This is a genomic window from Rhizobium sp. P1_B8, assembly GCF_056406515.1.
This window is the reverse complement of sequence record NZ_JBFTZZ010000011.1, coordinates 116525-134140: the sequence shown is the minus strand read 5'-3', so window position 1 is coordinate 134140 and position 17616 is coordinate 116525. Positions and strand designations below refer to the sequence as shown.

The window sequence follows — 17616 nt, the reverse complement described above, 5'->3', positions numbered from 1 at the left end:
CTCATCAACCGTGTGCCACAAGCGCAGCGCAGCGCCTTCGAGGCGATGCAGGACAGGTTGAAGGTCCTGCAGCGGACGGTGCGCATGGAAAGCAGCGAACAGATCATCTCGGAACGGCGCCAGCGGGCTGTCAGTCGTGGCCGTGGCATTGAACTCTGAGACCAACCGAGGAAGGCTCCATAAGCTTAGTCTTGCTTCTTTTGCCTGTTCTTCTGAGGGCGCGACGGCAGTCAGATTGCGTCGCGCCCTCAGAAGGGCATTCGCTCCTGAACTACAAGCGGAGATTGTCCGATTGATGAGTAAATCTGGACGCGCGGCGGTAAACAGCTTGATCTGCTACCTCGGTTCTCGATTTCGCAGAAAATCACGGAGAAAGACGGGTCGTCAATCGTCGGCACTCGGCGGCTGAAACGTCACCAGCCGGATAACCGCCAATATGATCTCGAATATCCGCTTACGCATCGATATCGCTCCTTTGCGATCATATGCCGCCTCTTGCCTGGCGCCTTCAAACGAGCTTATCGTCGATCTCGAATGACTTGAGGTTATGGATGAAACGCGGACGCCTGCCATTGACGGCTTTGCGCACATTCGAGGTCGCCGGCCGTCTCGAAAGCTTCACGCTGGCGGCGCAGGAGCTGTTCATCTCGCAGGCGGCGGTCAGCCGGCAGATCCGCGAGTCTGGAGACGTTGCTGGGCGAGGCGCTCTTCGAGCGCCGCCATCGCGGCGTCCATCTGACCGCTTCGGGCAACAAACTGCTGGCGATCTTGACGTTATCCTTCGACCGGATCGACCAATGCCTGGAAGAAATCCGCAGCCGACCGGCGACGGCGGCGGTGACGATCAGCGTGGAACCTTCCTTCGCGGCGTGCTGGCTCGTTTCCCGCCTGACACCTGGTCATCACGTCCTATGCGGACCAGGCACTCCGATCGGGTCTTGGGATCGCTCGCTATCAGTGCTCGGATTGCGTCGGGAGAGACCCGTTTTCCCTGCAGAAGCCGGCCGTTTGCGGACAGTTCCGCATCGAAATTAACGTACGACTTCGCCTCCGAGGCAGAGAAACCCACTTCCTTCTGAAGCCATGTCGCAATTTTGAAGCGATCACCGTCCGGCAATTTCGCCTTCAGTGTTTCGACTGCCTTTGCGGCGCGTAAGAAGTATTCGCTTTGCTTCTGCGGCTTTTGGAACAGGCTAGAACCATTGGTCCGCAGGAGATTCATGACGATACCGGCATATATGTGCTGAAGGTCTACGACGACAAGACAAAGGAAGACGCGGCCAAATTCCTTCTTAATCGGCGGCCGAAGGGCTAGATTTCGGCGCCGTTTCGGCAAGGATTCGGTAACCATACTCAAGCGTTTTTGGGAGGCTGGGTTCGAGCTAGGAAACGTTCGAGTCTGTAAAATGCGCCGGCGTGGACCTGAACGCCATCGAGCTTGTGGGTACGAAGATCACCTAGGGTCCAAGACCATTTATTCCGCCGAGATTCACTTAAGCCTCACGCCTCGTCCAACAGCATCTCCGCGGTGATCTTATCCGTCACGAGGATGTTCACGTATCCGCCGCGCAGCGCGGCTCGGATCGCAGGAACCTTGTCCTTCCGATAGCGGCGACGACGACAGTCGATAAAGACCAGGCCCTTCGGATGGAGCCCGACACACTTGGACGGAGTGTTGGAATAGGAAGCCCGTCACGATGGCCGGCAGGGCCAGCCACCGTCGATCCACCTGGCCGCCAGAACAGTTCCCGTGAATACCAATGTCGAGGCGTTCGCCTCGAGCGTTCATTCGATGTCCCACTCCCGGTCCAGTTCCGCCAGCCTGGATTCGATCTGGTCGGAATGAGCCTCGTAGTAGGCGAGCCGATCCTCCATCTGCCAGCGCAGGCGTCGGTTGATCTCGTTTGATGTCTGGGCGCTGACCCGGTTTGCTGTCGTGGCCATGGTGCGTCCTCCTCTTCGCGGCAACCACAGGGCAAGCACAAAGTTCCGCGCCTGGCCTTGATGAAACGTCGTTATATATTATATGAGAATATATAATGAAATTTCACCCGGAGCCAGTCATGCGCATTACAACGATATCCGAGAAGCTTTCCGTCTCGCCGCAGCCGAGTATTGAGGACATCCAGTCGCTCCGCGACAAAGGATTCAAGACCCTCATCAACAACCGACCGGACGACGAGGATCCCTCACAGCCGGGCACGCAAGCGGAAAGTCAGGAAGCGAAGCACCGCGGCCTGACCTATGCGTTCATCCCGGTCACGGCCGGCACGATCACTGAGGCGGACATACGTGCGTTTCAACGCGCGGTCGACGAATCCGAAGGGCCTGCGTTCGCCCACTGCAAGACCGGTGCTCGGTCGCTGAACCTCTACCTCATCGGAGAGGTTCTTGACGGCCACTTGTCTGCCGACGAGGTCGTCGAGTTCGGACGCAGCCGCGGCTTCGACACCAGCGCCGCGGCAAGCTGGCTTGAGAAGAAGGCCGCGCGCCGTCCACAGGTGGAGGGCTTCTTCGATAAACGAACCTGGAGCGTCCAGTACGTGGTGTCCGATCCCGCGACCCGCAAGTGCGCCATCATTGACCCGGTGCTAGACTTCGATGAGAGGGCCGGTGCGACGGCGACCATCAATGCCGACGCGATCCTCGACTACGTCCACGACAACGGGCTGACGGTCGAGTGGATCCTCGACACCCACCCGCACGCCGACCACTTCTCCGCCGCCCATTATCTGCAAGAGAAGACCGGCGCACAAACGGCGATCGGCGAGCGCGTCGTGGACGTCCAAAAGCTGTGGAAGGGCATCTACAACTGGCCTGAGCTTGCCACCGACGGCTCCCAATGGGACCGGCTGTTTGCCCATGGCGAGACCTTCGAGGTCGGCTCGATCAAAGCCAAAGTGCTTTTCTCTCCGGGACATACGCTCGCCTCCATCACCTATGTGATCGGCGACGCGGCCTTCGTGCACGACACGCTCTTCATGCCCGACAGCGGTACGGCACGCGCCGATTTCCCCGGCGGTGACGCCCGCGTCCTGTGGAAGTCGATACAGGAGATCCTCGCGCTCCCGGACGAGACGCGGCTATTCACGGGCCATGACTACCAGCCGGACGGTCGGGCGCCTCGATGGGAAAGCACGGTGGCGGAGCAGATGAAGTCCAACCCGCATCTTTCCGGCGTGACGGAAGAGGAATTCGTGGCGCTCAGGACGAGGCGTGACAAGACGCTGCCGATGCCGAAGCTCATCCTTCATGCCCTGCAGGCGAACATCCGCGGCGGACGTCTGCCGGAGCCGGAGGCCAACGGCAGGCGCTACCTCAAGTTTCCGCTCGATGCATTACAGGGAGCAGCATGGGAATGACCACCGATCTAAAGGCGATTATGAGGGCGGGGCTTTCCCCCGCCGAGATGGCCAGCCGGGCCGGAGAGGTAGCGAACCTGCTGAAGACGCTGTCCCATCCGGCGCGCCTGATGATCGTCTGTACCCTGGTGGAAGGCGAGTATTCGGTCGGCGAGCTTGAAGAGAAGCTCGACCTCCACCAGCCGCATCTGTCGCAGCACCTGACGGTACTGCGTGGCTCCGGGATCGTCGAAACCCGGCGGGAGGGGAAACAAATCTTCTACCGCCTGACGGAAGAGAAGGCCGCGCAACTGGTCGCCGCCCTCTATGACATTTTCTGCGTAAAGGATGACAAGTGAACGCGTATCTCCCCTCATTGGTCGGGGGCATGCTGATCGGAGTGTCGACCGTCATGCTTCTGCTCCTTAACGGCCGGATTGCCGGGATCAGCGGGATCGTCGGGCGTCTCGCGCGAGGGATCGGCTTGACGACCAATCTCGCCTTTGCGCTCGGGCTGTTGCTCGGGCCGCTCGCCTATCTGCTCATGTTCGGCGGCTGGCCGGTCGTGCAGATCACCACCGGCTGGCCGCTGCTCATCGTGGCCGGACTGCTTGTCGGCTTCGGCTCGCGCATGGGATCGGGCTGCACCAGCGGCCACGGCGTGCTTGGGCTTGCCCGCCTGTCGCCGCGGTCGATGGTGGCGGTCGCCACGTTCCTGACGGCCGGCGTCATCGCCGTCGCAATTCTGCGAGGTCTCGGACTATGAACCGGAACATCCACCAATTCGTGGCCGCTCTCGCCTCGGGTATCGTCTTCGGCTTCGGCCTGTCGCTGTCCGGCATGCTGAACCCGGTCCGTGTCCAAGGCTTCCTCGACGTGTTCGGCGCCTGGGATCCGAGCCTTGCCTTCGTTCTCGGCGGCGCCGTCGTCGTCGCCTTTATCGGCGTGCAGGTGATGAAACGGATGAAGCGTCCCGCCTTCGACGACAGCTTCCACGTGCCGACGAACCGTCGGATCGATGCTCCGCTGGTCGTTGGTTCGGCCTTGTTCGGCCTGGGCTGGGGGATCGGTGGCTTCTGTCCCGGTCCGGCAGTCGCATCCCTATCGGTCGGCCTTCCGCAGACGTTCTTGTTCGTCGTCGCCATGCTGATCGGGATGACCTTGTATGACAGAGTATGGAGCAGACGGACGTGAACACCTCCATTTTGGCGGCAGTTGGCTCCGGCGGAATCGTCGGCTTCATGCTCGGCCTGCTCGGCGGCGGCGGGTCCATCCTGGCAACGCCCCTTCTGCTCTATGTGGTGGGGGTGACGCAGCCGCATATCGCGATCGGAACGGGTGCGCTCGCTGTTTCGGTGAATGCGTTCGCAAACTTTGCCAGCCACGCGATCAAGGGCCACGTCTGGTGGCGCTGCGCGGCCGTCTTCTCTGCACTCGGCGTCGTTGGCGCCCTCGGCGGCTCCAGTCTCGGAAAAGCGATGGACGGAGATCGCCTGATTTTCCTGTTCGGCATCCTCATGCTCGTCGTCGGCGTCCTGATGCTGAAGCCCAGGAAGCCAGTATCGATAGAATGCCGGCCCGTCGATCTTAAGATGTGCCTTGCCACCGCGACCGTCGCACTCGCCGCCGGCGTTACATCGGGTTTCTTCGGCATCGGCGGGGGCTTCCTGATCGTTCCCGGCCTCATGCTGGCGACGGGCATGCCGATGATCAACGCGATCGGCACATCTCTCCTCTCCGTTGGTACGTTCGGACTGGCGACGGCCTTGAACTATGCCGGTTCGGGCCTGGTGGAATGGTGGCTTGCCGCCGAATTCATCGGCGGCGGCATCGTCGGCGGCGTACTCGGCATGCTGCTCGCCAGCCGGCTCAGCGCCTACAAGAACATCCTCAACCGCCTGTTCGCAGCGCTCATCTTCGTGGTTGCTGCATACATTTTGTATCGGAACTGGGGGACGGTGGTGCCGGGCTAAGGCGCCAAGCGAAGGCCTCGACAGCAGGCGAGCCGCGACTTCCGGCCAGAAGTGACCCTTGCGTATGAAGAGCGAGCGACCGTTGCAACACCAACACGTTGACCATCTTGTAGAGACCAGCGGCGGCGTCGCTGATGGTGATGGTCGTACCCATCGTGTCTGAAAGCGACATGCCGCCACTCCGGCACGGCGCGCGTGCAAAGCGGCCGTGTCCTTCCTCAATGCGCCATGAATATTGGCATGCTGCTTTGCTCGATCATGTTGCGCGTCACGCCTCCGAAGAGCGTCTGCCGCCAGCGAGGGTGATTGTATGCTCCCATGACGATAAGATCAGCGTTCAGGTCCATCGCATGCTGCCTCAGGACCTCGTCGGCCGTGTTTCCGCCGCTGGCCACGCGATCGACCTGAACATTGACCCCGTGACGGGACAGGAAGCTCGCGATGTCGGCGCCTGGTTCTTCTCCATTCACCCGTTCTCGCGAGACTGGATCGACCATCGTCACGTAGACGCAGTCGGCCGTCTTCAACAGGTCGAGGGCCTGCCTTGCGGCACGCGACGCCTCGTCGCTCGAATCCCATGCCAGTACGATCGATTTGGAAGTGGAAGAGAGCGGCCGCCGTCCGCGGTTGATGATGACCGGCGTCGGCGTATGGAACAGAGCGCCATCCATGACCCGCTTCTGGAGTTCCTCGTCCTTGCACGCTTGGCGGCCGACGAGAACGACGTCGGCATAGAGCGCCCGTTCTGCAATGTCCTCCCGCGCAAAAGCATATTCCGTATAGACGTCCTGCACATCGTAGGACAGTTCGGTGCGCGAGAGATACGCCTTGATCTCTTCGGCTTTCTTGACGAGTTCCTCGATTTCGCGCTGGCGTTCTTCCAGCCAGACGGTCGACAGGGAGTTGTATTCTCCCATCATCGGCGACGCGCCCATGCAGATCACGACCGCGCTGAGATGCGCTCCGGAGGCTCCGCAAAACTCCACGGCGGCCTTCAGGTCCTCGTCGAAATATTTGGAAGTCAGGATGCTCATTACCGTGCGAATGGACATTTCGATCACCTCTCTTGTTGAATATCGAGAGGATAACGGCACTTGCGGCGACGTCTTTGATCTTCGTCAAGCATTGGATGAACGATCGCGGCGTCGCCGGGAGACCAACTTGTCGACCTCGGTCACGAGAACGAGGGAGCTAGCGATCAGCATGCTGAGGCCCCATTCAAGAGGCGTGATCGGCGAAAGGCCGAGCGTTCTGCTAAGCCACGGCACGTACATCGCCGAGATGTGGATCGTCTGAGCGGCGAGCACGCTGAGGAGCAGGAACCGGTTCCGAAGGATATCGACGGAGAATATCGATCGTCTTTCGGAGGAGCATGCCAGGGTCTGGACGTTCTCGAACATCACGAAGATCAGAAGCGTTATGTTGCGTGCTTCGGGAACGCCATATCCATGCGCAATCATCCACTGGAAGGCAAGGAACGCTGCTCCGCCGATCACAACCGTCGATTGGACGACGCGCCGGATCATCGTCCGGTCGAGGACAGGCTCGAGCGGAGAACGTGGCGGCCCCGCCAGTTCGTCTCCTTCCGGCCTGCCGCCGGCAAGCGCGACGTCCTGGATGCCGTTTGTCACGAGATTGAGCCACAAGAGCTGAACAGCGAGGAGCGGCATGGGCAGGCCGAATGGTAGCGCGAGCATGAAGAGCAGGACCTCGGCGGCGCCTGTTGCGACCGACATCAGCACCACCTTGCGGATGTTGCGATAGGCGGCCCGGCCTTCTGCGATCCCCGCGACGATGGATGCGAAGTTGTCGTCCGTGACGACGAGATCGGCGCTTTCCTTCGCCACCTCGGTTCCCCTGAGCCCCATTGCGACGCCGACATGCGCCTTCTTCAACGCCGGACCGTCGTTTACACCGTCTCCGGTGACGGCGACGATATGGCCATTGCGGATCAGGGATGCGACGATCGCCGATTTCTGCGCTGGCTGCACGCGGGCGTAGATGCGGGCCTCTCTCGTGATCTCGTCCAGCCGCTGGTCGCCCGCTCGAGCGGCTTCATCGATGTCGTGGCCCGAAACGACCTGGCCCGCGTGAAAGGTCAGGCCGGCATCTCTGGCAATCGCGGCAGCGGTCCGCGGGTCGTCCCCGGTCACCATCACGACCTCCACGCCCGCCGCGTGGCAGTCTTTCATAGCGTTCGGCACTTCAGGCCGGACCGGGTCCTGCAGTCCGGCCAGCCCCAAGAACACGAGATCGACAAGGTGACCGTGTCCGAGGCTTCCGGCGAGGGACGCGCCGATTTCCCCTTCGGCGAACGCGAGCACCCTGAGGCCTCGAGCGGCCATCTCTTCCTTCTGCGCCAAAAGCGACGCACGGTCGATTTCGACTACGTTTCCCGCGGAGTCCATGCGATCAGACATTTCTATGAGCACCTCCGACGCCCCCTTGACGAAGACATGAATCCGATCACTGCCGTGGTGGAAGGATGCAGCGTATTTGTGCTCGGGCTCGTAGGCGATCCTTGCCGCCAGCGGGTATCGGTCGTTCAACTCTTCCTGTCCCAGCCCGGCCTTCCGTCCTGCTGCAAGAAGCGCCACGTCGACCGTGTCTCCGGCGGCGACCCAGAGATCGTCGCGGCGAGCTAGGGTTCCTTCGTTTGCGAGCAGTGCAGCGCGTAGCAGCCTGCGCGCCCTCTCGCGGACAAGGTCGCTGTCCAGGCCGCTCGCCCTGATCTCGCACTTGTCGAGATCTGCATGGGCGTCCAGGGCGATGTCCGTGCCGTCCGGCAGGCGAATTTCGGTCACCGTCTGCACGTTGCTGGTCAAGGTACCCGTCTTATCCGTGGCGATTATCGTGGTCGAACCGAGGGCCTCAACAGCCGGCATGCTTCGGACGATGACGTTGCGGGCGGCCATCCGCCGCATGCTGACGGCAAGCGCGACAGAGATCGCGATCGGGAGCCCTTCGGGAACAGCGCTCACCGCCAGACCTACGGACATCATGATCAGATCGTGCAGAGGGAGGCCCCGCATGAAGCCCGCGACGACCAGCACCAACGCTGCCAATCCTACGAAAACCGCGAGCGCGTTCGTGAACTTCGCCAGGAGGGCGACGAGCGGGGGCTGCGACGAACCGGCTTTTCCCAGCTCGACGGCGATGCCGCCAAGCATCGTCTCGCTACCCGTAGCGGTCACAACGCCTTTGGCTCGCCCGCGCGTCACCAGGGAACCCGCAAGCAGTAGCAGGGCGCTGCGAGTTTCATCCGACGAGCCTTCGACTGTCCGCCCTTTGGAGACCGGCATCGACTCGCCGGTCAGAAGCGACTCGTCGCACCGGAGGTCGCTCGCATCGACAAGCGTCAGATCGGCAGGGATTCTGTCACCGGATTCCAGAAGAACGAGATCGCCCACGACCAGCCGCTTGGCCTCGATCCGGCAAGCCACCCCGTCCCGGATGACCCTGGCCAACGGCTGCTCAAGCTTTCGAAGGGCGGCCGCCGCTCGATCCGCCGAATATTCCTGGTAGGTGCCTATGGAGGCATTGATCAGAAGCACGACGAGAATGAACAGGCCGTCTTCGATCCTGCCGGTCGCAAACGAGAGCGCCGATGCTAGCAAGAGGATGTAGATGATTGGGTTGCGAAATTGGCTGAGGAAGACCTTCAGCGGCGATGGGGGCTCAGGCTCGGGCAGCGTGTTGGGTCCAAGCTCGGCGAGGCGTTCCTCGGCCTCGATGCTTGTCAGTCCGATCACCGCAGGCGTCGTGGGGGCGGGTGTCTGCGCCGTCAGATTCATCATGGGCTCCGGGCTTGTCGCGACGATTTCATTGAAGGCTCCCCCGACAGCCTATGTGCTCCCGCGCACGATGCATTGACCGGGATCAAGGAGCTTCGATCGAACTGAGATATGCTGGAGCCGATTTATGGACCGCAGCTTTATGCGGCCACGCGCTGCGCTGGGATCGGTTCCCGACGGTGCCGCGTGTGGACCCGCATTGATCAGGCAAGATTGGAAGGCACTAAAATGATTAGAAGCTCAGTACAGACCGTCTTGCAGACGATGAAGGATGACCTTGTCCGTCGTCTCGGAGCGATCGATGCGGATCTCTGCGTCGCGCTAGAGAAGGACAGCGAGGAGCGCGCGACCCAGGTTGAAAACGATGAGGTTCTTCGCGAGATGCAAGCCGAGGGGCGCGACCAGATCGGGGCCATCGACGCGGCGATCGACCGGCTGAACGACGGCACATACGGGCGATGCGTCAAATGCCGCCATCCGATCGGCAAGGAGCGGCTCGCGGCGGTTCCCTATACGCCGTTCTGCATCGATTGCGCAAAATCGTTCCGCTGAGGCTTCTGGATTGATGGGAGGGTGAGGGGTGGCTACAGCGGCGGCTTGGTGGGCTGGTAGGTGGACGTGGCCTGAGGGCGGGCTGTCGCGACTGAGGGAAGCCGGCTCCCGGTCTGGCCTTCTGGTGCTCTCGTCGCTGCTTGCGCTTGCGGCCGCATTCGCCTTCTATCTCGCGGGTTACGGCCTTGGATATCGGTTAATCCTGGTTGGCTGCACCAGCCTGAGTCTGCTGTCTCTTTGCGTTGAAATCGCCAAGAAGCTGCGGAAAGAGGAATACGGTCTGGACCTGATCGCGGCCCTGGCCATGGGGTCCTCCTTATGGTTCGGCGAATATCTCGCCGGAGCGATCGTCGGCCTCATGTATTCCGGCGGTCAGTTTCTGGAGGCATACGCACATCGTCGCGCCGACGAGGGGATGTCGGCTTTGCTGGCGCAAGTTCCGCGGACCGCCCTGCGGCTTGCCGGGAGTGGCTTCGAAGAAATTCCGATCGAGACGGTCGCAGTCGGCGACGTGCTCCTGATACGCAAGGGAGACGTCGTACCGGCCGACGGGGCGCTCGTCGGCGAATTCGCAACGATCGACCAGGCGGTTTTAACCGGAGAGCCTTTCCCGGTGCGCATCGCCAAGGGTGGAAGCATTTCGAGTGGCGCTACGAACGAGGGCGACGCGGTTGAAATCCGTGTTCTAAGCCGTGCCGAGGACAGCACCTATGCAGGAATAGTCAGACTCGTGGAAGCGTCGAAGCGATCCAAGGCGAAGCTGATGCGCCTGGCCGACCGGTTCTCGGTCTGGTTCCTGTTCGCTACGATCGCGGTCGCAGGACTATCGGCAATCTTGTCCGGAGACATGTCACGGATCGTGGCCGTCCTGGTCGTCGCCACGCCATGTCCGTTGATCTTGGCCGTACCCGTCGCACTTGCAGCCGGCACTTCAAAAGCCGCCAAGGAGGGCGTTCTGGTGAAGGGAGCGGGACCTCTTGAGGCCCTCGCCCAAGCCACCGTAGTAGTGTTCGACAAGACGGGGACGCTCACCGCAGGACAGCCCGAAGTCGGCGCGATAGACGGCCCGGAGCATCCAGACAGAATCCTGCGGCTGGCCGCCTCGCTGGACCAGGCGTCCGGCCATGTGGTCGGACGCGCGCTGGTGGACGAGGCGCATAGGCGTGGATTGGTGTTGACCCGCCCGTCGGGGGTGACCGAGACTGCGGGATCCGGGATCTCCGGAATCGTCGATGGCGTGCATGTCGACGTCGGAGGAGACACCTATTTCGGAGAGGCTCCGCCGTCCGGGCCGAACGGTTCAAGCAGCGCAATGCGTGTGAAGGTGCTCTTTGACGGCGCGTCGGCTGGCACGATCACGCTCGAAGACCGGCTTCGCAAAGACGCCGTCCAGCTCGTCAACCAGCTCAGGGCATCAGGGATTTCTCGAATAGTCCTCGCTTCCGGGGACGAGCTGCCTATCGCGACAGCCATAGCTCGCTCTCTGGGCTTGGACGACGTCGCGGCGAGGCTCGATCCTGCAGACAAAGTCGCAGTCATCGAGAAGGAGCGCGTCCACGGGAGAGTTCTGATGGTCGGCGACGGAGTGAACGACGCGCCAGCGCTGGCGGCAGCCGAAGTCGGAATCGCGGTGGGCGTCGAAAACCTTGCGGCGGCTGCGGAGGCTGCGGATATCGTGCTCGTCCGGGACGACCTCACGCAGATAGCGAAGGCGATCGGCATCGCGCGTCGTTCACGCAAAATCGCGCTTCAGAGCATCTATACGGGTATAGGTCTCTCGCTCATCGCGATGGGGTTTGCGGGAGCGGGATACCTTCCGCCGGTTGGCGGCGCGTTGCTTCAGGAGGCCATCGACGTGGCGGTCATCCTCAACGCCCTTCGCGCCCTCTAATGGGCGAGAAGCACTGGTAGCTCGGCCTTGACGAGCAGTTCCCGAGTGACGCCGCCGAGGATGAATTCACGAAGCCGGGAATGGCCAAATCCGCCCGCGACCAGGAGGTCCGCTTTTCGTTCCAGCGCGGCCGATTGGATGGCAGCGGTCGCGGTCTCTCCACCTGCCTGAATCGATACGCCTTCCACTTCGAATCCCGAGTGCGTCAACGAGGAGATCAGGAGCAAGCGGTTGGCCTCGTCGATCTCCTTGTCGTCGGTGATCGAGATGACCTGCACCTTGGTCGCGCGTTCGATGAAAAAGCGGGCGCAGGATAGGGCACGTGCTGCGGTGGCGCTGCCGTCCCAGGCAACGGCGATCGTGTCCACGCGAGAGCAGACGCTGGTGGCGGGAAACAGTACGATGGGACGGCCGCTCCCGAACAGCAGCGTCTCGGAAAACTGGCGGGACAGTTCCGAGGCCTCGACGATGGAGAGGTCGTGACACCTGGCGATTTCGGAAAAACGTTCGTAGACGAACGGCTCCGTGGCCTCGAATCCATGGATTCGCACTTCGACGCCAGTCTCCGAAGCAGCGTGAGTGAGATGTTCCCGCAACGAAGTCCCGCTGTGCCGGCTATTCCCCTCTGCTTGTTCCCGCCATGTGTCGACATCGATAAAAGTGGGAAAGGGCTGATGGACCTGGGGGATCCGGACTTGCGGGATGCTGGCGACGAGATCGGCGTCGTTCTGCCGAGCGAGGTCGATAGCATTGTCGACTATGGTGAAGGAACTGGGGTCGGGATAGGTCGATAACGGGAGATGGAACTGCGGCTTCATGCTGGCCTCCTGAGGTTAAACAGCCGTCATGATGCCTGCCGCGGAGAGAGTTCGCATTGCGCTTTGTCAAGGCCGCGGCGCAACGAAGCTCCTATGATCGTGCCTTCATTAAAGCTGGAGGACACGGCCATGACGATCAAGCTGAGGGAGATCAACCCCGGTGAGTGCTACCGGATCCTTGAGAACGAGCGCTTCGGTCATCTCGCCTGCTGCAAGGATGGGCAGCCTTACGTGGCGGCGATCTATTTCGCCTTTTCCAGCGGGGTTGCCTATAGCTTCACCATGCCCGGCAAGAAGCTCGACTGGATGCGGGGAAACGACAAGGTCTGCCTTCACGTCGAGCAGCGTTCGAGCGCCGGCGGGTGGACGAGCGTCGTCGTCGAAGGCAGGTTCGAGGAGTTTCCTGACAGCGACGCGCGACGAAGCGAAAGGCTCCATGCATGGTCGCTTCTCCAAAAGTATTCGGACTGGTGGGAGATCGGCTCCATGAAGCCCCACGAGCTCCCCATGCTCGACGGCTCTCCTCACGTCTTCTACGGGATCGTCGTAACGGCCGTGTCGGGTCGAAGCGCAGTCAGGACGGAATGAAAGGCGATCCTCGCGCTGATTCCACATCCCACAAACGGAGCACCACATGCCATATCCCCCCAGCCTGCATCGCAGCGCCACGCTCAACGCCGACCTCCCGCCCATTGTTAGCACGGGGTTCCTGATTCAAGGTGAGATCTGCGCCGCGTCGGCCAGGGTCACCACGGATTTGACGGCGTCCGCCGCGCGACGAGGGCTACGATACTGTGAATTCCTGGCTCGACTTGTCTGCAGCATCGACAACGGTGATGCGGTCGAGGCCCTTTCGGACTACGTTGAGAGCGAGCTGGAGGAGTATCCCAGGGAGGTGGCGCGGCTGTGCGAGGCCGGGTCACGAACGTTGTCGCACGCCGCCGAACTGTATCGAGACGCCGCCGCCGGTCAGGTCCGGGAGGCTGAAGCGAAGACGGTTGTTTGAAGCGCGCGGCTCACCGGGTCGTTCGCAAGACGAGCACGGAGCATGGTGCGCGCTGCACGACGTGCTCCACGACTGAGCCGAAGACCCGGTCGACCACGTCGTCCCGGTGAGAGGCGATCAAGACGAGATCGGCGGCGATCTCCTTCGCGATGGCGACGATGACCTGAGACGGGTTGCCCGCGCGAACGTGTATCGAAGCAGGAGTGCCGGTCGACCGCAAAGCTTCCGAAAGTCTGGTCTCGGCGGCGGCCATCACCTCGACCGCCCAATCGTCCGGAGAGGCCGACGAGGGCAGACCCTCCAGAGCGTGAACGAGGTGGAGGCTTCCGTTGGGCGCGAGCTGCGCGCGGGCCGTTTCGACGAGCTGGAGCATGCGTTGCCGGGATCCTCGGCCGATCGCGCAGACGACTGTGGCGAACATGTCAGTATATGTCCTTTCCAGACAGGCTGACGAACTCGGTGGTCAGTCCATCGCCATGCGCTTCCTTGAGAAGCCGATCGGCGCTCATGATGTCGAGACACATGGTGCCAGTGAAGGATTGCCGGAGCGCGCAGCAGAAATGGTCTCTCGCCCACGCCTGGCCTCGCGGCGTTGCCGCCGTCACCTCCCAGCGATCCTCGTCCCGACGTTCGAGAACAAGGTCTGCGGACGTTCGCTCGACTGGAGGAATGGTCGTGGCTATGTCGGTTGCTGCCTTGCGGGTCTTTTCTTGTTCGCGCATGTCCGTCTCCTTTGGATGAGGTCGTGGCGCTGTGTCCAGAAGGCTATCTGCTCCAAGGCGTTCCGTCTTTGACGAGCATCAATCCGGATGTTTGACCGGGATCAAGCCAAGGTCGGGAAGGTGGTGATACGATTAGAGCGTGGCACATGCCGGTGGAGGGAAGCGTGAGGGCGATGGTACTCGAACAGGTGGGGCGGCCGCTCCGTCTCGTGGAGCGGCCGGACCCGCCAGCGTCGCCCGGCCACGTCGTCGTCAAGGTGGGGGCCTGCGGCGTCTGCCGGACGGACCTTCACGTCTGCGACGGAGACCTCTCCCAGCCAAAGCTTCCCCTCGTTCCGGGTCATGAGATTGTGGGAACCGTGATCGCAACGGGCGAGGGCGTTCCTCGTCGTCTTATCGGTCGAAAAGGCGGGGTACCCTGGCTGGGCCACACCTGCGGCCACTGCCCATATTGCCGAGAGGGTCGCGAGAATCTTTGCGACGCCCCCGGCTTCACCGGCTACTCGATCGACGGCGGCTTCGCGACGCATGCGGTCGTCGAGGCGGGCTACGCGTTCGAACTGCCTGATGATACGGACCCGGTGGCGACCGCGCCTCTTCTCTGCGCTGGCCTCATCGGGTGGCGATCCTTGAAGATGGCGGGCGAGGGGAGGACGATCGGCATCTACGGGTTCGGCGCGGCCGCCCACATCCTCGTGCAGGTGTGCAAGCATCGGGGCCAGAGCGTCTATGCGTTCGTGCGTCCTGGAGACGAGGCTGGGCGGAAGTTCGCGCTTGATCTTGGCGCCGTCTGGGCCGGGTTCTCCGGTGAGAGGCCGCCGGTGCCGCTCGACGCCGCCATCATCTTCGCGCCGGCCGGCGAGCTCGTGCCGATGGCGCTCGACGTAGTGCGGAAGGGCGGAACGGTGGTCTGCGGCGGCATCCACATGTCAGACATCCCGAGCATGCCCTACCGTCTGCTCTGGGGCGAGCGGCGGGTCGTCTCGGTGGCGAACCTGACGCGGGGCGACGGGGCGGAATTCTTCTCGATCGCGAAGGCGGCCGAGGTCAGATGCGTCACCATCGTCTACGCGCTTGAACATGCAAACGAGGCTCTCGACGACCTGCGGGCAGGCCGCATCAACGGCGCAGCCATCATCGTGCCATAGCCGCCATCCTCGTTGACGAGGATCAATGCGGATCGATCGGGCAAAACGGAAGCTTCTTCGTCAAGACGTCCGTCGACAACCGGCGGCGCTTCCGCGAGGAGATCAGAGATGTCGCGTTCGTTGCTAGCCCTGGGGGCGCTCTTCATCGCAGGTGAGAGCCTGTTGTCGGCTCCAGCCGTTGCAAACAGCCTGTCGCTCGCGCCGATGCTCCAGCGTGTCGTGCCGAGCGTCGTCAGCATCTCGGTGCAGGGCAGGGAACTCGACGACGCGGATGCGACGCTCGCCGATCCCTTCTACAGAAAATTCTTCGGACTACCTGACGACGCCGCGCCGGCAGAGCACGGCTTCCAATCGGCCGGCTCGGGTGTCGTCATCGACGAGGTCCACGGCTACATCGTCACCAACCAGCATGTCATCGCAAGCGCCTCGAAAATCGAGGTGGCGCTCTCCGATGGCCGACGCTTCAAAGCGAAACTCGTCGGCGCCGATCCCGAGACGGATGTCGCCGTCGTTCAAATTCCACCCGATCATCTTGTTCAGGCCGATTTTGGAAGCGCGTCCTCGCTCCATGTCGGCGACGTGGTCGTGGCGATCGGAAATCCCTTCGGCCTGGGCCAGACCGCCACTATGGGCATCGTCAGCGCGCTTGGACGCCGCGCCGTGGGATCGGAGGGGTACGAAGGATTCATTCAGACGGACGCTTCGACAAATCCCGGCAACTCGGGCGGCGCACTTGTAAACGAGGACGGCGTCGTCGTCGGGATCAACAGCGCGATCATCGGGCCGGCCGGCGGAAGCATCGGCATTGGTTTTGCAGTGCCCGCCGAGACTGTCGGTATCGTGATGCGGCAGCTCATCCTGACCGGCAAGCTGGTACGCGGCGAGGTGGGACTGGTCACGCAGGACCTGACGCCCGGTCTTGCAAAAGCGTTCGGCGTCGATGAAGGGCCGGGGGCGCTCGTCAGCGAAGTCCGACCCGGTTCGCCGGCTGCGAATGCAGGAATTCAGCCGGGCGACGTCGTCCGAATGGTCGACGGAAGGACGGTGCGCGGCGCGTCCGACGTCCGCAGGCTTGTGGGATCGCTACCATTGGAGTCCAAGCCGTCCTTCCAGATCGATCGCGCCAGCCGAAGGATAGAGGCCTTTCCTGAGGTATCCGCCGCACCGGTCGCCGAACCGGCCGCTCCTCGTACCATCCATATCTCCCGTGGCCCTCTCGCCGACGTCGAGATGGCGAACTCCCCCGACGGTCTCGGCGCGCGCGTCGTCGTCGTCGCCGAGGGTTCGGTCGCGGCACAGGCCGGCCTGCAGCCAGACGACGTTATCGTCGCTCTCGACCAGCAGCCGGTGACCGACGTCGGGCAACTGCTCGCAATACTCTTGAAGGAGCATGCCCGCGCGCTCGTCACGGTCGTGAGGAACGGCCACCGCCTCTTCGTGGCCGCCGACGTCCAGACCCAGTAGCGATCTCGCACACGGTGTTCGGTCCGATGAGATCGCAAGGTCGCTCTCGTGGTTGATGAAGATCAACGACGAAATTCTGCGGCGCTGGCACCATCGGCACGTCGCAAACCTGAAGGAGGTTGTCATGAACGACATTCATCTCAGACAGAGTATTCTCGACGAAATGGAATTCGAGCCCAGCATCGACGCGGCTGGCATCGGCGTCGCGGTTCACAGCGGGATTGTAACCCTGACCGGTCACGTGCGTACCTACGCGGAGAAGGAAGCCGCCGAGCGGGTGGCCAGTCGCGTCAAGGGCGTGCGCGGAATTGCTGCCGAAATTGAAGTGCGTATCTTCGGACCCAAGGAAACGGACGACGACGACATCGCCCGGCGGGCTGTTAAGATGCTCGACTGGAACGTCTCCGTGCCAAAGGATTCCGTGCAGGTGCGGGTCCTCAAGGGGTGGGTCACCCTGCGGGGCGAGGTCGAGTGGCAATATCAAAAGAACGCAGCCTACGACGCCGTGCGCGATCTCGCCGGCGTTGTAGGGGTATCCAATCTCGTGGAGCTGAAGCCGCGCATTACAGCCGTGGACGTCAAGAAACGCATCGAGGATGCTTTCCAACGCGACGCCGCTCTGGAGGCCGATGCAATCAGAATCGACGTCCAAGGCAGGAAGGTCACCCTATCCGGCAAGGTGAAGACCTGGTCAGAACGGCAGGCAGCGGAGCGCGCTGCATGGTCTGCTCCGGGGATCAGCACTCTCGACGACCGGCTGACGGTCGGGTGATCGAATATTGGGAGCGGCTGGACGTTAAGCCGCGCAGCCCATTCAGCAGCGAGGGCACCAGTGCGAGCGCCCTCGCATACGCCATCAATTTCCGAGCTCGAAGATGGGAGCACCTCTTGGGCCTTGCCCCGACTT

19 protein-coding genes and 2 pseudogenes are annotated in these 17616 nt (G+C 62.3%); 13 read left to right on the top strand and 8 right to left on the bottom strand.

Features of this window, described 5'->3' with window-relative positions; translation table 11 throughout:
- Positions 1 to 551: 551 nt before the first annotated feature.
- Positions 552 to 891 (top strand): annotated as a pseudogene (locus AC1D2N_RS15330) (LysR family transcriptional regulator); the annotation flags it as partial.
- Here AC1D2N_RS15330 and AC1D2N_RS15325 read toward each other — a convergent pair.
- The 3 genes and pseudogenes from AC1D2N_RS15325 to AC1D2N_RS15315 form a co-directional block, all read right to left on the bottom strand.
- Complete coding sequence (locus AC1D2N_RS15325) at positions 845 to 1351, bottom strand: hypothetical protein (RefSeq protein WP_018246449.1); 507 nt, start codon at positions 1349 to 1351, stop codon at positions 845 to 847. The pseudogene AC1D2N_RS15330 and the gene AC1D2N_RS15325 overlap by 47 nt on opposite strands.
- Before the next feature lie 161 nt (positions 1352 to 1512).
- Positions 1513 to 1599 (bottom strand): annotated as a pseudogene (locus AC1D2N_RS15320) (sugar-binding domain-containing protein); the annotation flags it as partial.
- A 186-nt stretch (positions 1600 to 1785) separates the two neighbouring features.
- On the bottom strand, positions 1786 to 1944 hold the full coding sequence (locus AC1D2N_RS15315; RefSeq protein WP_018246450.1) for a hypothetical protein: 159 nt from the start codon (positions 1942 to 1944) through the stop codon (positions 1786 to 1788).
- 119 nt (positions 1945 to 2063) lie between these two features.
- On the opposite strand from AC1D2N_RS15315, the gene blh reads away from it, so the two are divergent.
- From blh to AC1D2N_RS15290, 5 genes are read left to right on the top strand one after another with little or no spacing between them, the layout of a single operon-like run.
- Complete coding sequence (gene blh, locus AC1D2N_RS15310) at positions 2064 to 3362, top strand: bifunctional sulfur transferase/dioxygenase Blh (RefSeq protein ID WP_018246451.1); 1299 nt, start codon at positions 2064 to 2066, stop codon at positions 3360 to 3362.
- Positions 3353 to 3700, top strand: a complete 348-nt coding sequence (gene bigR / locus AC1D2N_RS15305; protein WP_018246452.1) for a sulfite-sensing transcriptional repressor BigR — start codon at positions 3353 to 3355, stop codon at positions 3698 to 3700. Before blh ends, bigR begins: the two co-directional genes overlap by 10 nt.
- Complete coding sequence (locus tag AC1D2N_RS15300) at positions 3697 to 4107, top strand: YeeE/YedE family protein (protein ID WP_018246453.1); 411 nt, start codon at positions 3697 to 3699, stop codon at positions 4105 to 4107. Before bigR ends, AC1D2N_RS15300 begins: the two co-directional genes overlap by 4 nt.
- Complete coding sequence (locus AC1D2N_RS15295; protein ID WP_018246454.1) at positions 4104 to 4535, top strand: YeeE/YedE family protein; 432 nt, start codon at positions 4104 to 4106, stop codon at positions 4533 to 4535. The genes AC1D2N_RS15300 and AC1D2N_RS15295 overlap by 4 nt, the downstream gene beginning before the upstream one ends.
- The gene (locus AC1D2N_RS15290) at positions 4517 to 5314 is read left to right on the top strand and encodes a sulfite exporter TauE/SafE family protein (protein ID WP_130653941.1); all 798 of its coding nucleotides are present in this window, start codon (positions 4517 to 4519) and stop codon (positions 5312 to 5314) included. The genes AC1D2N_RS15295 and AC1D2N_RS15290 overlap by 19 nt, the downstream gene beginning before the upstream one ends.
- Before the next feature lie 218 nt (positions 5315 to 5532).
- Here the strand turns inward: AC1D2N_RS15290 and AC1D2N_RS15285 are convergent, their stop codons facing one another.
- The gene (locus tag AC1D2N_RS15285) at positions 5533 to 6366 is read right to left on the bottom strand and encodes a universal stress protein (RefSeq protein WP_130653940.1); all 834 of its coding nucleotides are present in this window, start codon (positions 6364 to 6366) and stop codon (positions 5533 to 5535) included.
- Between the two features lie 66 nt (positions 6367 to 6432).
- Positions 6433 to 9111: a cation-translocating P-type ATPase gene (locus AC1D2N_RS15280; protein ID WP_130653939.1), complete on the bottom strand. Its 2679-nt coding sequence runs from the start codon at positions 9109 to 9111 to the stop codon at positions 6433 to 6435.
- A 225-nt stretch (positions 9112 to 9336) separates the two neighbouring features.
- On the opposite strand from AC1D2N_RS15280, the gene AC1D2N_RS15275 reads away from it, so the two are divergent.
- Both AC1D2N_RS15275 and AC1D2N_RS15270 read left to right on the top strand, forming a co-directional pair.
- A complete protein-coding gene (locus AC1D2N_RS15275) occupies positions 9337 to 9660 on the top strand; it encodes a TraR/DksA family transcriptional regulator (RefSeq protein ID WP_018246458.1) in 324 nt (107 codons plus the stop codon).
- Between the two features lie 28 nt (positions 9661 to 9688).
- Entirely contained in the window at positions 9689 to 11551 is a 1863-nt protein-coding gene (locus tag AC1D2N_RS15270; RefSeq protein WP_018246459.1) for a heavy metal translocating P-type ATPase, read from the top strand.
- Here the strand turns inward: AC1D2N_RS15270 and AC1D2N_RS15265 are convergent.
- Positions 11548 to 12369: a universal stress protein gene (locus AC1D2N_RS15265; RefSeq protein ID WP_130653938.1), complete on the bottom strand. Its 822-nt coding sequence runs from the start codon at positions 12367 to 12369 to the stop codon at positions 11548 to 11550. The genes AC1D2N_RS15270 and AC1D2N_RS15265 overlap by 4 nt on opposite strands.
- A gap of 129 nt (positions 12370 to 12498) precedes the next feature.
- On the opposite strand from AC1D2N_RS15265, the gene AC1D2N_RS15260 reads away from it, so the two are divergent.
- On the top strand, positions 12499 to 12957 hold the full coding sequence (locus AC1D2N_RS15260; protein ID WP_026188768.1) for a pyridoxamine 5'-phosphate oxidase family protein: 459 nt from the start codon (positions 12499 to 12501) through the stop codon (positions 12955 to 12957).
- Positions 12958 to 13003: 46 nt separating this feature from the next.
- Positions 13004 to 13375, top strand: coding sequence for a hypothetical protein (locus AC1D2N_RS15255; protein WP_018246461.1), 372 nt, complete (start codon positions 13004 to 13006; stop codon positions 13373 to 13375).
- Positions 13376 to 13385: 10 nt separating this feature from the next.
- Here AC1D2N_RS15255 and AC1D2N_RS15250 read toward each other — a convergent pair whose 3' ends face one another.
- Together AC1D2N_RS15250 and AC1D2N_RS15245 are read right to left on the bottom strand one after the other, a co-directional pair.
- The gene (locus AC1D2N_RS15250; RefSeq protein ID WP_018246462.1) at positions 13386 to 13796 is read right to left on the bottom strand and encodes a universal stress protein; all 411 of its coding nucleotides are present in this window, start codon (positions 13794 to 13796) and stop codon (positions 13386 to 13388) included.
- Between the two features lies 1 nt (position 13797).
- Complete coding sequence (locus AC1D2N_RS15245) at positions 13798 to 14097, bottom strand: hypothetical protein (protein WP_018246463.1); 300 nt, start codon at positions 14095 to 14097, stop codon at positions 13798 to 13800.
- A 164-nt stretch (positions 14098 to 14261) separates the two neighbouring features.
- Between AC1D2N_RS15245 and AC1D2N_RS15240 the strand changes: the two genes are divergently transcribed.
- The 3 genes from AC1D2N_RS15240 (at position 14262) to AC1D2N_RS15230 (ending at position 17481) form a co-directional block, all read left to right on the top strand.
- Positions 14262 to 15245, top strand: coding sequence for a zinc-dependent alcohol dehydrogenase family protein (locus tag AC1D2N_RS15240; RefSeq protein WP_026188769.1), 984 nt, complete (start codon positions 14262 to 14264; stop codon positions 15243 to 15245).
- A 108-nt stretch (positions 15246 to 15353) separates the two neighbouring features.
- Positions 15354 to 16709: a trypsin-like peptidase domain-containing protein gene (locus AC1D2N_RS15235; RefSeq protein WP_018246465.1), complete on the top strand. Its 1356-nt coding sequence runs from the start codon at positions 15354 to 15356 to the stop codon at positions 16707 to 16709.
- Positions 16710 to 16833: 124 nt separating this feature from the next.
- Positions 16834 to 17481, top strand: coding sequence for a BON domain-containing protein (locus AC1D2N_RS15230; protein ID WP_026188770.1), 648 nt, complete (start codon positions 16834 to 16836; stop codon positions 17479 to 17481).
- Positions 17482 to 17616 lie beyond the last annotated feature (135 nt).

Coding starts and splice junctions, on each gene's coding strand:
- bigR (WP_018246452.1), top strand. CDS start 3,353: ATGGGAATGACCACCGATCTAAAGGCGATTATGAGGGCGGGGCTTTCC.
- AC1D2N_RS15325 (WP_018246449.1), bottom strand. CDS start 1,351: ATGGTTACCGAATCCTTGCCGAAACGGCGCCGAAATCTAGCCCTTCGG.
- AC1D2N_RS15235 (WP_018246465.1), top strand. CDS start 15,354: ATGTCGCGTTCGTTGCTAGCCCTGGGGGCGCTCTTCATCGCAGGTGAG.
- AC1D2N_RS15290 (WP_130653941.1), top strand. CDS start 4,517: ATGGAGCAGACGGACGTGAACACCTCCATTTTGGCGGCAGTTGGCTCC.
- AC1D2N_RS15265 (WP_130653938.1), bottom strand. CDS start 12,369: ATGAAGCCGCAGTTCCATCTCCCGTTATCGACCTATCCCGACCCCAGT.
- AC1D2N_RS15285 (WP_130653940.1), bottom strand. CDS start 6,366: ATGTCCATTCGCACGGTAATGAGCATCCTGACTTCCAAATATTTCGAC.
- blh (WP_018246451.1), top strand. CDS start 2,064: ATGCGCATTACAACGATATCCGAGAAGCTTTCCGTCTCGCCGCAGCCG.
- AC1D2N_RS15230 (WP_026188770.1), top strand. CDS start 16,834: ATGAACGACATTCATCTCAGACAGAGTATTCTCGACGAAATGGAATTC.
- AC1D2N_RS15280 (WP_130653939.1), bottom strand. CDS start 9,111: ATGATGAATCTGACGGCGCAGACACCCGCCCCCACGACGCCTGCGGTG.
- AC1D2N_RS15260 (WP_026188768.1), top strand. CDS start 12,499: ATGACGATCAAGCTGAGGGAGATCAACCCCGGTGAGTGCTACCGGATC.
- AC1D2N_RS15295 (WP_018246454.1), top strand. CDS start 4,104: ATGAACCGGAACATCCACCAATTCGTGGCCGCTCTCGCCTCGGGTATC.
- AC1D2N_RS15250 (WP_018246462.1), bottom strand. CDS start 13,796: ATGTTCGCCACAGTCGTCTGCGCGATCGGCCGAGGATCCCGGCAACGC.
- AC1D2N_RS15315 (WP_018246450.1), bottom strand. CDS start 1,944: ATGGCCACGACAGCAAACCGGGTCAGCGCCCAGACATCAAACGAGATC.
- AC1D2N_RS15245 (WP_018246463.1), bottom strand. CDS start 14,097: ATGCGCGAACAAGAAAAGACCCGCAAGGCAGCAACCGACATAGCCACG.
- AC1D2N_RS15255 (WP_018246461.1), top strand. CDS start 13,004: ATGCCATATCCCCCCAGCCTGCATCGCAGCGCCACGCTCAACGCCGAC.
- AC1D2N_RS15275 (WP_018246458.1), top strand. CDS start 9,337: ATGATTAGAAGCTCAGTACAGACCGTCTTGCAGACGATGAAGGATGAC.